General features: G+C 65.8%; 12 protein-coding genes. 6 read left to right on the top strand and 6 right to left on the bottom strand.

Translation table 11 applies throughout. The annotated features are described in order from the left end of the window. Positions 1–12: 12 nt before the first annotated feature. Positions 13–651, top strand: coding sequence for a hypothetical protein (locus ACWIKC_RS00980; RefSeq protein ID WP_454598280.1), 639 nt, complete (start codon positions 13–15; stop codon positions 649–651). Positions 652–669: 18 nt separating this feature from the next. On the opposite strand, the gene ACWIKC_RS00985 is transcribed toward ACWIKC_RS00980, so the two are convergent. Genes ACWIKC_RS00985 through gyrB form a run of 4 tightly spaced genes read right to left on the bottom strand, consistent with a single transcriptional unit; the run spans position 670 to position 5,198 of the window. After that, complete coding sequence (locus tag ACWIKC_RS00985; RefSeq protein ID WP_454598281.1) at positions 670–831, bottom strand: hypothetical protein; 162 nt, start codon at positions 829–831, stop codon at positions 670–672. A gap of 6 nt (positions 832–837) precedes the next feature. Next, complete coding sequence (locus ACWIKC_RS00990; RefSeq protein WP_454598282.1) at positions 838–1,425, bottom strand: M50 family metallopeptidase; 588 nt, start codon at positions 1,423–1,425, stop codon at positions 838–840. Beyond that, positions 1,422–2,588, bottom strand: a complete 1,167-nt coding sequence (locus tag ACWIKC_RS00995) for an AI-2E family transporter (RefSeq protein WP_454598283.1) — start codon at positions 2,586–2,588, stop codon at positions 1,422–1,424. Before ACWIKC_RS00995 ends, ACWIKC_RS00990 begins: the two co-directional genes overlap by 4 nt. 6 nt (positions 2,589–2,594) lie before the next feature. Then, on the bottom strand, positions 2,595–5,198 hold the full coding sequence (gene gyrB, locus ACWIKC_RS01000) for a DNA topoisomerase (ATP-hydrolyzing) subunit B (protein ID WP_454598284.1): 2,604 nt from the start codon (positions 5,196–5,198) through the stop codon (positions 2,595–2,597). Between the two features lie 155 nt (positions 5,199–5,353). Between gyrB and ACWIKC_RS01005 the strand changes: the two genes are divergently transcribed. The 3 genes from ACWIKC_RS01005 to guaA all read left to right on the top strand — a co-directional run bounded on the left by ACWIKC_RS01005 (position 5,354) and on the right by guaA (position 10,390). Next, positions 5,354–6,739 (top strand): L-serine ammonia-lyase, encoded by a 1,386-nt coding sequence (locus ACWIKC_RS01005; RefSeq protein ID WP_454598285.1) that lies wholly within the window; start codon positions 5,354–5,356, stop codon positions 6,737–6,739. A gap of 51 nt (positions 6,740–6,790) precedes the next feature. After that, positions 6,791–8,350, top strand: coding sequence for a class I adenylate-forming enzyme family protein (locus ACWIKC_RS01010; RefSeq protein ID WP_454598286.1), 1,560 nt, complete (start codon positions 6,791–6,793; stop codon positions 8,348–8,350). Positions 8,351–8,815: 465 nt separating this feature from the next. Further along, positions 8,816–10,390 carry a glutamine-hydrolyzing GMP synthase gene (gene guaA, locus ACWIKC_RS01015; RefSeq protein ID WP_454598287.1) on the top strand — a complete coding sequence of 525 codons (1,575 nt, stop codon included), beginning with the start codon at positions 8,816–8,818 and terminating at the stop codon, positions 10,388–10,390. Positions 10,391–10,454: 64 nt separating this feature from the next. On the opposite strand, the gene ACWIKC_RS01020 is transcribed toward guaA, so the two are convergent. Next, positions 10,455–10,883: a hypothetical protein gene (locus ACWIKC_RS01020; RefSeq protein WP_454598288.1), complete on the bottom strand. Its 429-nt coding sequence runs from the start codon at positions 10,881–10,883 to the stop codon at positions 10,455–10,457. A 66-nt stretch (positions 10,884–10,949) separates the two neighbouring features. Between ACWIKC_RS01020 and ACWIKC_RS01025 the strand changes: the two genes are divergently transcribed. Continuing rightward, the gene (locus tag ACWIKC_RS01025; RefSeq protein ID WP_454598289.1) at positions 10,950–11,678 is read left to right on the top strand and encodes an endonuclease III domain-containing protein; all 729 of its coding nucleotides are present in this window, start codon (positions 10,950–10,952) and stop codon (positions 11,676–11,678) included. Here the strand turns inward: ACWIKC_RS01025 and gloA are convergent. Continuing rightward, on the bottom strand, positions 11,675–12,163 hold the full coding sequence (gloA, locus tag ACWIKC_RS01030) for a lactoylglutathione lyase (RefSeq protein ID WP_454598290.1): 489 nt from the start codon (positions 12,161–12,163) through the stop codon (positions 11,675–11,677). The genes ACWIKC_RS01025 and gloA overlap by 4 nt on opposite strands. Before the next feature lie 137 nt (positions 12,164–12,300). On the opposite strand from gloA, the gene ACWIKC_RS01035 reads away from it, so the two are divergent. Further along, positions 12,301–13,086, top strand: coding sequence for a hypothetical protein (locus tag ACWIKC_RS01035; RefSeq protein WP_454598291.1), 786 nt, complete (start codon positions 12,301–12,303; stop codon positions 13,084–13,086). Positions 13,087–13,090 lie beyond the last annotated feature (4 nt).

Raw genomic sequence — 13,090 nt, forward strand, 5'->3', positions numbered from 1 at the left:
GGGAGAATTTCGATGCAGGCCGACCAGACCACCACATTCCTGATCATCATTGCGGCGATCGTGATTGTCCTGGCGCTGATCTGGTTTTTCCTGCGCCGCCGCACGACGACCAAGCTGCGTGATCGCTACGGCGATGAATACGACCGCACGGTCGACCGGGTCGGCGGACGCGGCAAGGCCGAACGCAATCTGGCACAGCGCGAGCAGCGCGTCTCGCAGTTCCACATTCGCCCGCTCAGCGGCGAGGAGCGGGACCGCTTCACCGGCGAATGGCAGGAGGCCAAGACGCTGTTCGTCGACAGTCCGCAGGAAGCGGTGCTCCGCGGCGACCGGCTGCTGGGCGCGATGATGGAGAAGCGCGGTTTCCCGGTTCAGGAATTCGACCGCCGCTACGAGGACCTGACGGTCCATCATGCCGAAGTCGCCAATCACTATCGCCAAGGGCACGAGATCGCGGACAAGGCGGGCGAAGCCACCACCGAGGAAATGCGCCGCGCGCTCAACCACTACGAGAAGCTGTTCGAGGAAATGGTTCGCGACGCGGAGGAGACTGCCGGGCCGGGCAAAGAGTCGACCAGCGATACCGGCGATACCGAAATCGATACCACCGTTACCTATGACAGCGAGGAGCGACCGATCCGCCCCGGCTGACCGTCAGCGGTCTGATGGTCAGCGGTGCGGGCCGCCGTCCTCGGCAAGCGCATATTTGAGCGCGGCACCGACCATCGCTCCCGAGATCGCGATGATGACGATCGCCCAGAGCCAGTAGGGGAGCCACAGTGCTTCTTCGAGCGCGCCGGTGTCCGACAGCATCGGGCGCCCGCCGATCACGGCGCTTTAGGAAAACAGGTAGTGCCAGTCGCGCAGCATGCTGAGCGCGCCGAGCACGCCGAGGAACTGCACCGCAAAACGCACCAGCCCCGCGCGCGCCCTGAACGCGATCCCGACCAGCGCGGCGGCGATCAGCGGCAGGATGAGAAAACCAACCACGCTGCGCACCCAGATCAGCGTGGAGATTAGGATGATCCCGGCGAGCACATAGAGCGCTGGCCGCCACAGTTCATGGCGACGGGTTGCCGCGATCAGCGCGGCGCCGATCACGCTCGGCCCCAGCGGCCCGCCGAGGCTGATGAAAGCTTGGGCGAAGGCGCTCGGGTTGGCGGGCGAATAGCTTTCGGCATAGCCCGAGCCGTCGGAGAGCAGCACCAGCCGTTCGAACTCCCACCCCAGCGTCAGCGCGGCCAGCCCGTGGCCCATCTCGTGGAACCAGGTGGTCAGGATGGTGAAGGGGTAGAGCAGGTAATTGCCCAGCGGCAGTTGCGGCAGGAAGATCACCAGCGCGCCCGCGATGATGAGCTGGCCGACCTGCTGCTGCTGGGTGGCCTGGTGGCGTTGCGGGGGAAAGGAGGGCGGCTGCCAGTTCATTGCGTGGTTTCGGGCGTGGTGCCGGTCGCGGCGCCGAAGGCTTGCTCTCGCTGTTCGCTCAGAATCGACCAGCCGGCGATGAACATCCCGGCGGCGAGCGGTCCGAGAACGATCCCCGAGAGGCCGATCAGCGAGAGCCCGCCCAGCGTGGTCACCAGGATCATCCAGTCGGGAATGCCGGTGTCGCGGCCGACCAGGATCGGGCGCAGCAGGTTGTCCGCCAGACCAACTATGGCGACACCCGAGGCGACCACCACCACCCCCTGCCAGACCGCCCCGGTGGCGAGCAGGTAGATCGCCACCGGCACCCAGATCAGCGCCGGTCCCACCGCGGGCAGCAGCGAGGCGATCGCCATCAGCAGTCCGAGCAGCAGCACCGAGGGGACGCCGACGATCCAGAAGGTGATGGCGCCCAGCGCGCCCTGGACAAGCCCGACCACGCCAGATCCCTTGATGGTGGCGCGCACGATGGTCACGAAGCGGTCGGCCAATTGTTCGGCGATGGCGCGCTCCATCGGCAACGCGCGAACCACCGCGCGGCTGATGGCGCTCCCGTCGCGCAGAAAGAAATAGCCGACATAGAGAGAGACCCCGAGCGCCAGCACGAAGCCCGCGACGCCGCCGCCGATGGCCAGCGCCTGCGTGGCGATCAGCCCGGCCGATTGTTCGGCGAAATCCTGGATCCGGCTCTGCGCCGCGACCAGATCGCCCCAGCCCGATTGCGCTAGCCAGGCCTGAACCCTGGTGGGCAGCGCGCCCATGATCTGCGCGAACCAGCCGGCAACGTCGATCCGGCCTTCCTGGAAGGCGACCACCAGCTCGATCGCCTGCGCGACGATCGCGCTACCGATCAGCACCGCCGGCAGGACGACGGCGAAGGTGACCACCAGCAGCGTCGCTACCGCCGCCTGGTTCTCGTGCCCCGGGCGCCAGTCGAGGAAGCGGCGATAGAGCGGCTGGAAGATGATCGCCGCCAGCGCCGCCCACAGGATCGGCGCGGCGAAGGGCCAGGCGATCGCGAGGAAGGCGAGCGTCGCCAGCGCCAGAAACACAAGGAAACCACCGCGTTCGATGCGGTTTTCGGCGCTGGAAGCCTCGATCGCGTCGCCGGTGAGCGAATCGGCTCGATCCTTCGGCGGCGGCTGGTCGCCGGTCTCGCTCATTCGCGATCAGACATCGAGATTGGCGACGTTGAGCGCATTGTCCTGGATGAACTCGCGGCGCGGTTCGACGATATCGCCCATCAGCCGGGTGAAGATCTCGTCGGTGACGTCGGCATCCTCGACCTTGACCTGCAGCAGCGCGCGGTTGTCGGGATCGAGCGTGGTCTCCCACAATTGCTCGGCGTTCATTTCGCCCAGACCCTTGTAGCGCTGGACCTTCTGGCCCTTGCGCCCCGCCACCATGACGGCGTCCAGTAGCTGCGAGGGCAGGGTGATCGAACTGTCGTCGACGATGGCGAGCGCCTCGCTCTCGCCGTCCGGGGTACTCTCGGGTGCGGCGTCGGCAGCGTCGGCTTCGGGCTCGTCCTCGCTGCCCTTCACCAATTGCACGGGGCTCTGGTAGACCTCGGCGTGCTCGCCCGCGACGCGGTGGAGCTTGCGCGCCTCGGCGCTGGTGAGGAAAGCCGCCTCGATCTCGTGGACATCGGTCACCCCGCGCCAGGCGCGGCGGAAGCGGACCAAGCCGTCCTCGCCGATCTCGGCGCTCCAGCGCGCTTCGGTGTCGCCCATCTGGAGATGCGCCGCGGCGCTGGCCAGCGCCTCGCTGCGGTTCGTCAGTTCGGGATCGAGCGCGCCCGCCAGCGCCATCGCCTCGATTAGAGCGTAATTGTATTTGCGCGGCACGAAGCCGAACAAATTGCGCAGCCGCAGCGCGTGCTCGACCAGCCCGGCCAGTTCCGCCCCGCCGCGCGTGCCCCCCGCGGTTTCGAGCAGGCGGCCGTGCAGCCCGGTCTGGACCAGGAAGCGGTCGTAGGCGGGCTGGTCCTTGAGATAGACCTCAGACTTGCCCTTCTGGATCTTGTAGAGCGGCGGCTGGGCGATGAAGAGGTGCCCGGCGCGGATGATCTCGGGCATCTGGCGGTGGAAGAAGGTCAGCAGCAGCGTGCGGATATGCGCGCCGTCGACATCGGCATCGGTCATGATGACGATCTTGTGGTAGCGCAGCTTGTCGAGCGTGAATTCGTCGCGCAGGCCCGTGCCCATCGCCTGGATCAGCGTGCCGACCTCTTTCGACGAGATGATCCGGTCGAAGCGCGCGCGCTCGACGTTGAGGATCTTGCCCTTGAGTGGCAGGATCGCCTGCGTCCGGCGATCGCGGCCCTGCTTGGCCGAGCCGCCGGCGGAATCGCCCTCGACCAGGAACAGCTCGCAATTTTCCGGATTGCGGTCTTGGCAATCGGCCAGCTTGCCGGGCAGGCTGGCGATGCTCATCGCGCCCTTGCGGCTCATCTCGCGGGCGCGGCGTGCTGCTTCGCGCGCGGCGGCGGCGTCGATCACCTTCTGGATGATCGATTTGGCGTCGGCGGGGTTTTCCTCCAGCCATTCGCTCATCTTCTCGCCCATCAGCGCCTCGAGTGGCTGGCGGACCTCGGAGCTGACCAGCTTGTCCTTGGTCTGCGAACCGAACTTGGGGTCGGGCAACTTGACTGAAACGATTGCGGTCAGCCCTTCACGCATGTCCTCGCCCGAAAGCGTGACCTTCTCTTTCTTCATCAGTCCCGAGCTCTGCGCGTAATTGTTGAGCGTCCGGGTCAGCGCGGCGCGGAAGGCCGCGAGATGCGTGCCGCCGTCGCGCTGCGGGATGTTGTTGGTGAAGGCGAGGACGTTCTCGTAATAGCTGTCGTTCCATTCGAGCGCGACATCGATGCCGATCCCGTCCTTCTCGGCCGAGACCGAGATCGGATCGACGAACAAGGGCTGCTTGTTGCGGTCGAGATATTTGACGAAGGCCGCGATGCCGCCCTCGTAATAGAGATCGTGCTCGGCCACTTCCTCGTGGCGCCTGTCGCGCAGCAGGATGTGAACGCCCGAATTGAGGAAGGCGAGCTCGCGATAGCGGTGCTCGAGCTTGTCGAAGTCGAATTCGAGCACGTTCTTGAAGGTGTCGGTCGAGGGCATGAAGGTCACGCGGGTGCCCTTCTTGAGACCGTTCTCGTCGCCCGAGCTTGCGACCGGCGGGGCATCGCCGGTGATCTCGAGCGGCGAAACCGCATTGCCGTGCTCGAAGCGGATCCAGTGCTCCTTGCCTTCGCGCCAGACCTTGAGCTCGAGCCATTCACTCAGCGCGTTGACCACCGAGACGCCGACCCCGTGGAGCCCGCCCGAGACCTTGTAGGCGTTGTCGTCATTCGTGTTCTCGAACTTGCCGCCCGCATGGAGCTGGGTCATGATGACCTCTGCTGCGGAAACGCCTTCGCCCTTGTGCATGTCCACCGGGATGCCGCGGCCATTGTCCTCGACCGAGACCGAACCATCGGGGTTCAGCTCGATCAGCACCAGGTCGCAATGGCCTGCCAGCGACTCGTCGATCGAATTGTCCGAGACCTCGAACACCATGTGGTGCAGGCCCGAGCCGTCGTCGGTGTCGCCGATATACATGCCGGGGCGCTTGCGCACCGCGTCAAGGCCCTTGAGAACCTTGATCGAATCCGCGCCATAGGCGCCTTCCTGGCGGACCCGCACCGGCGGTCCGTCGGTTCTGGTTTCGGGGGCCGCTGCGGCCGGGGTTTCGGGAGTGTTCTCGGGGCTGGTTTCGGGTGTTTCGTTCATGGACACTATATAGGCGCAAAGCCGCGGATTCCCAAAGTTTTACCGCGGATCTTTCCCACAGATCGCCGGGCTGTAGCGGTGGGTCGAATTGTGGCCGGGATGGTTTCGGGTGCAACCACTTGCTTTGCCGCGCGCAGGGGGCCATCTCGAAGCCTATGCTTTCCGTGCTCGACATCTTCCGGATCGGGATCGGTCCCTCCTCCTCGCACACGGTGGGGCCGATGCGGATCGGCGGCATGTTCGTCCGCGCGCTCACCAAGGCGGGCGGACTCGAGCGGGCCGCGCGGGTGACGGTCGAGCTGCAGGGCTCGCTGGCGCTGACCGGGATCGGCCACGGCACCCCCGATGCCGCGGTGCTCGGACTGATGGGTTTTCAACCTGAAACCACCTGCCCCGACGAAGCGGCGACGGCGCTCGCGGACATGCGCGAAACCGGGCGGCTCGAACTGGCTGGCGGCCATGCCATCGCCTTCGATCCGCGCGCTGACATCGACCTCGCTGGTCACATCATCCCCGAACTTCACCCCAATGGCATGCGACTGGCAGCGCTCGACGATGTGGGTGCGAGGCTGTTCGAACGGACGTACTACTCCACCGGTGGCGGTTTCGTCGCCACCGAGGCGCAATTGAAGAAGCGCCCCGCCAACGACCGAGTCGCGGCAGGCACATCTGTGGCGCATCCCTTCGGCTCGGCTGAAGAGCTGCTTGCGCAATGCGCGCGCACCGGCCTGTCGATCGCCGAACTCGCGCTCGCCAATGAGGACAGCTTTCGCCCGCGCGCCGAAACGCTCGCGGGGCTCGACCGGGTCGCCGAGGCCATGGATCAGTGCATCGAGCGCGGGCTGACCCAGCGCGGCGTGCTGCCCGGCGGGCTCAAGGTCACGCGGCGCGCGCCTGATTTGTGGGACAAGCTCTCCGCCAGCCCGCAATCCAACGAGCGCGAGCAATTGTTCGACTGGCTCAACTGCTTCGCCATGGCGGTGAACGAAGAAAACGCCGCCGGGGGCCGGGTGGTCACCGCGCCTACCAATGGCGCCGCAGGCATCATCCCTTCGGTGATCCGCTTCTATTGCAAGACCGCCGAGGAGCAGCGCTGCGACGAGAGCCGCCGTACCTTCCTGCTCACCGCGGGCGCTATCGGACTGCTCTACAAGCAGCGAGCCTCGATCTCGGGGGCCGAAATGGGCTGCCAGGGCGAGGTCGGGGTGGCCTGTTCGATGGCTGCGGGCGGGCTCGCGGCGCTGTGGGGCGCCAGCCCCGACCAGGTCGCCAGCGCGGCGGAAATCGGGATGGAGCACAATCTGGGCCTCACCTGCGATCCGGTCGGGGGCCTCGTGCAGGTGCCCTGCATCGAGCGCAATGCGATCGGCGCGGTCAAGGCGGTCAACGCCGCGCGGCTGGCGCTGCATCGCACCGCGGCGGAAAGCTGCGTCAGCCTCGACCAGGTGATCGAGACCATGCGCCAGACCGGGCTCGACATGTCGACGAAGTACAAGGAAACCAGCCAGGGCGGGCTGGCGGTCAACGTCATCGAATGCTGACTGGATAATGCTGACTGGACACGGGCCACGAGGCGGATAGTCTCGCGCGTCATGAACGAAACCGCTCCCACACCCGCCGACCTGACCGCCGAATTCGGCACCTACGACACCATCCTGCGCCGCTGGGCTGCGGTGCAACCCGAGGCGCTCGCGCTGCGCGACGATCACGGCGAGATTGCTTGGGGTGCGCTGGATGAAAAGCTCGACCGAATCGCGGCGCGGCTGGTCGAGATCGGGCTGGAGCGCGGGCAGTCGGTCGCGATCCTTGGCTATTCCTCGCTTGCCTACGCGCTGGTGTTTCTCGCCGCGGTGCGCGCGGGCGGGGTCGCCGCGCCGCTGACCACCAGCGCCAGCCCAGAACAGCTCGCGGGCATGGCTGCAGACAGCGGCGCGCGGCACATCTTCATCGACCGCGCCAAGCTGACCGAGCTGGGCGAAGGCTGCTTCCCCGGCATGGCGCGGATCGTGCTCGACGAGGAGCTGGAGAGCTGGATGGCACCCGCCGGCGCGACCCCGCCCGCTTTCACTCCCGAACCGGGCGACCCGTTCAACATCATCTATTCCTCGGGCACCACCGGCACCCCAAAGGGGATAGTCCATTCGCATCTGATGCGATGGCGGCAATTCGCCACCACCGCCGCGAGCTATCGCGCCAGCGACGAGCCGGTGCGCGCGCTCGCCTCGACCCCGCTCTATTCCAACACCACCATGGTCGCCTTTCTCGCGCCGCTGCTGGCGGGCGGGACAGTCACCGTGATGGGCAAGTTCGATGCATCGCGCTGGCTGGAGCTCGCTCAGGAGCAGGCGATCACTCACACCATGCTGGTACCGGTGCAGTATCGAAGGCTGATGCAGGAGCCGCGCTTCGACCACTTCGATCTCTCGGCGCTGCGCTACAAATACTGCACCTCGGCGCCCTTCTCCGCCGAACTCAAGGCCGAGGTGCTCGAACGCATGCCCGGCGCGCTGATCGAGATCTATTCGATGACCGAGGGCGGGGTGGTGTGCCTGCTGGCGGCGCATGAGCATCGCGACAAGCTGCACACCGTCGGGCGGCCCGCGCCGGGGAGCGAATTGCTGGTGCTCGACGACGAGGACCGGCCCGTTCCTCCGGGCACCCCGGGCAATCTGGTGGGCATCGGTCCGGCGATGATGATGGGTTACAAGAACCAGCCGGGCAAGACCCGCGAGGGCTATTGGACCCACCCCGAGACCGGGCAGGTGTGGCAGCGGATGGGCGATATCGGTCGGCTCGACGCCGAGGGCTTTCTCGAGCTGGTCGGACGCGCCAAGGATATGATCATCTCTGGCGGGTTCAACATCTACCCGGTCGATCTCGAAGACGCGCTGATGGCGGAAGAGGATGTGGTGGAGGCTGCGGTGATCGGCGTCGCGTCGGAACAATGGGGCGAGACCCCGGTCGGCTTCGTCGTGCTGGCCGAGGGCGCGCGCGAGCCGCAAGCGATTCGCGCAGCGGTCAACGCGCGGCTGGGCAAGACCCAGCGGCTTGCGCAATTGCACGCGGTCGAGGACATGCCGCGCAGCCATATCGGCAAGTTGCTCAAGACCGAATTGCGCGAGGAAGCGGTGCGCCGGGGGCTCCCTGGCTGACCGATTGGCCGCCTGAGGGATCAAGCCTGTCTCGAAGCCCCCCTTGGCGGGTGCTTTCGAGACGCGGCCACCGTCGGGAGGGTGGGAGAGGGAGAAGGGGGCCGCGTCTCTACTCGCTGCCATATCGCCTTGCGGGACCGGTCGCCGATCGGGGGGGAGAGGATCGCTGGTTGCGACCGGTCTCACCGCAAGGAAGGCCGGAAACCGCGGCACGACGTCGCGCATCGTGGGAGGGTTCCGAACGTGTCGACCGGGAGGGGGGGCATCCGCTGGTCGACTGTGGGGCCTGTAATAATGTTGCAACCCAGCGCACGAAAGTGAGAAAACATCCAGCATGGTTGCATTTCTTGCAAGAGGCGGTCCGGCGCGGAAATCGGGCTGGAATTGCGCTCCGAACCCCCTTGGTGGCGGCGGCCCGATTCCACGCGCTGGACGGGTTCCCGTCGAGGCCTTAACGCGGCGCGCATGGACCAAGCGCATCTCCCCGATTCCATCCTCATCGTCGATTTCGGCAGCCAGGTGACCCAGCTGATCGCGCGCCGCGTGCGCGAGGCCGGAGTATATTCCGAAATCGCGCCCTATACGATGGCGGAAGAAGCCTTCGCGCGGATGAAGCCCAAGGGGGTGATCCTCTCGGGCTCGCCCGCCAGCGTGCCCGACGAGGGTAGCCCGCGTGCACCCGAAGCCTTGTTCGAGGCGGGCATACCGATCCTCGGCATCTGCTACGGCCAGCAGGTGATGACCCAGCAGCTCGGCGGCGAGGTCCGCCCCGGTCACGAGACCGGCGAAGGCGGCGAATTCGGCCGTGCCTTCCTCACGGTCACCCGGCCCTGCGCGCTGTTCGACGGCTTGTGGGAAGTCGGCGAGCGGCATCAGGTGTGGATGAGCCATGGCGACAAGGTCACCCGCTTCGCGCCCGGCTTCGATATCGTTGCCACCAGCGACGGCGCGCCCTTCGCGGTGATTGCCGACGAGGCGCGGCGTTTCTACGGCATCCAGTTCCACCCCGAAGTGGTCCACACACCCGACGGTGCGAAGCTGATCGCCAATTTCGTCCGCCATGTCTGCGGGCTGGCGGGCGACTGGACCATGGCCGAATTTCGCGCGACCAAGATCGCGGAGATCCGCGCGCAGGTCGGGGATGGCAAGGTGATTTGCGGCTTGTCGGGCGGGGTCGATTCGGCGGTCGCCGCAGTGCTGATCCACGAGGCGATCGGCGAGCAGCTGACCTGCGTCTTCGTCGATCACGGCTTGATGCGGCAGGGCGAGGCCGAGCAGGTCGTCTCGCTGTTCAAGAATTCCTACAACATCCCGCTCGTGCACCGCGATGTCGAGGAACTTTTCCTCTCGGGCCTCGCCGGGGTCACCGATCCCGAGGCCAAGCGCAAGTTCATCGGCAAGACCTTCATCGATGTGTTCGAGGAGGAGGCCAAGGCGATCGGCGGCGCCGATTTCCTCGCGCAGGGCACACTTTATCCGGATGTCATCGAAAGCGTCAGCTTCACCGGCGGACCCTCGGTGACGATCAAGAGCCACCACAATGTCGGCGGTCTGCCCGAGCGGATGAACATGCAACTGGTCGAGCCCTTGCGCGAACTGTTCAAGGACGAGGTGCGCGAACTGGGCCGCGAACTCGGCCTGCCCGAAGCCTTCGTCGGCCGCCATCCCTTCCCCGGCCCGGGCCTCGCGATCCGCATCCCCGGCGAAGTGACCAAGGAGCGCTGCGACATCCTGCGCAAGGCCGATGCGATCTATCTGGAGGAAATCCGCAACGCCGGGCTCTACGATGCGATCTGGCAGGCCTTCGCGGTGCTGCTCCCGGTCAAGACCGTCGGGGTGATGGGCGATGCGCGCACCTACGACAATGTCTGCGGGTTGCGCGCGGTGACCAGCACCGATGGCATGACGGCCGATGTCTATCCCTTCGACGCCGGTTTCCTGACCAATATAGCGACCCGCATCGTCAACGAGGTGCGCGGCATCAACCGGGTGGTGTACGATTACACCAGCAAGCCGCCTGGCACGATTGAATGGGAGTGAAGGGCGCCCCTAAGCGCCCGGCGAATACTGCGCCACTCGCGAGCGGATCGGAGGCGCATTACACTTAATACGGCTTGGCAAAATTCGGTCCTCGGATGACGAATCTCCACGCAAGCAGGCCTCCCGATATCCCGCCGAACAGGAACAGTATGGTTGTTATAACTGTAGGTGCGTCGAAGGTGGGCCAATTTGGCCACGTCCCGACGATTAAAAAAGCGGAGCTTGCCACATAACCGGCGAGCGCACATTGCCATGGTCCTGCACCAAATATTTTTACGATGGGCGCACCGACAACAAACGCTGGGATCCATCCAATAAGAAGGCCGATTGCGGCCCCCATCAATGGTGTAAATATTACAGTCACGCCGGTCTCCACAAAACCGGCACCTGCGAGCAACCAAAGGCCAAAGCCAAGGCCAATAGAGGCGCCGCAGGTTGCTGCTCCCACACCCGACATAGCGACCAGATCGCCCAATGATGCATTTCGCTTCATGGTCGCAAAATGTGCCCGTCATACTGCGTGGTGGCAACACCGAATAGCGGTGCCTACTTATACCGGATGCAACTCCCCCTCGGCCCCGATCCGCGCATCGAGACGCTGCGGCTGTTGCAGCCGCTGCTGGTCCAGCGCTTCGGGCGGATCGAGCGTGCGGCGGCGCAGTGGCGGCGGCCCGAATGGGTGCTGGTGCAGGGGCTGATCGGCGCGCGGACCAAATCCCCCATCTCCAACGCCGCGACAGACCGGTTGATAGCGCGCTACGGGACATGGGAAGCGGTCGCCGATGCGCCGCTCGATGAGCTGCGCGAATTGCTGGCGACGCAGACCTGTCCCAATGTCGCGGCGGAGCGGCTCAAGCGCGCGCTGCAGGCGGTGGTGGCGGAGCGCGGCGCGGTCGATCTGGCGCATCTCGAACCGCTCGACACACCAGCAGCACTGGTCTGGCTCGAGACGCTGCCCGGCGTCGGGCGCAAGATCGCCGCCGGGGTCGTCAACGCCAGCACGCTCGACCGCAAGGCGCTGGTGCTTGACGGGCATCACACCCGCATCCTGCAGCGGATGGGGCTGGTGCCGCCAAAGGCCGACACCGCGCGCGCCTATGCGGCGATCATGCCCGCGATGCCGCCCGAATGGAGCGCCGCCGATTACGACGAGCATCACCTGCTGATAAAGAAGGTCGGGCAGAGCACCTGCCGCCCGAGCGATCTGGACTGCCCGGCCTGCCCCGCGCAGGCGCTGTGCAGGACCGGGCAGGCGCGGACCGATTCCGCGCCCCCGGCCGGCGCCTAGCGACCCGCCATGCTGCGCGCGCTGAAGATCTCGACCCAATAGCCGTCGGGGTCCTTGATGAAGGCGATGTGCTTCATCATCCCGTCCTCGGGGCGCTTCTGGAATTCGACCCCGTGCTTGTCGAAATGCGCGACCGCGGCAGCGAGATCGGGGACGTCGAGCGCGATATGGCCAAAGCCCTGCGGCGCGGAATTGCCGTCGTGATAGACCGGGCCGTCTTCCTCCTCGGTGCCCCAATTGTGCGTGAGTTCGAGCACGCCCTGGCGCGAGAAGACGTATTCCGTGGCATCGGCGTCGCCTGCGGGCACCTCGTCGTCGCTGCTGGTGAAGCCGAGGAAATAGAGCGAGAACTCGCCCGCCTCGATATCGGCCTTGCGCAGCAGCGTCATGCCCAGCACCCCGCAGTAGAATTCGAGGCTCTTCTCCGGGTCCTTGACCCGCAGCATGGTGTGGTTGAGCGTGTAGCCGTGCGGATTGGCGGTCATCGGGGAAGTCTCCTTGTGGGGTTCTCTCGTGAACCCATTGCATCGGTGCGGCGTTCCGACCCGGTCGCAAGCCTTGCACACGCGCCGATTCTGAACGATCTGTGCCTGCAATAGGTCAGGAACATGATGGGGGACACATGAGCTGGGACGATTATTTTGCCGACGATGCCGGTGCGGCGGAAGCCGAGGGGCGCGGCAGGAAGCGCAATGTCACGGTCGGATGGACCGTTCGCTTCGCGCAAGGCAATGCGATCTGGGCCGCGCCCAAGAGCTTCTCGCGCAGCGATCCCAAGGCCACGAGCGCGAAGTCGATCCAGGTCTGCCCGGCGGCGATCGATTTCGACCGGCGGCATTATGTCATTTCCTGTCCGGTCGATCTGACGCTGGCGTTTACCCGCAACGCGCAAGGGGGATTGCAGCTCACCGATGCCGATGGCGAGGCGTCGAAGATGCGTCCGCAGGGCCGCGCCAATCTGTTCCAGCTGCAGCCGCAGAACGAATGGCGCCATCCCGAGCGCCCGATCCTGCAGTTCACCGCGCCCTATGTCTTCGTCGCGGACGATCCCTGCTATGTCGTCCAGTCGCCGCCCTATCTGCACTGGTTCCCCGAGCAGCGGCCCGGGCTGGCGATGGGGGGCCGCTTTCCGATCCATATCTGGCCACGCCCGCTGGCCTGGGCTTTCGAATGGTACGATCTCTCCAAGCCGCTGGTGCTGAAACGCGGCGACCCGTGGTTCTACGTCCATTTCGAAACCGAGAATCCTTCCGCCCATGTCCGGCTGGTCGAGCAGGAAATGACCGACGAGCTCGAGAAATATCTCGATTCGATCATCGATGTCTCGAATTACGTCAATCAGACCTACGGCCTGTTCGGCGAGGCGCAACGCATCCGCCCCGAGAGGCTGCTCAAACCCAAGGGTTGAGCGC

This window comes from Qipengyuania sp. SM2507 (assembly GCF_053714505.1).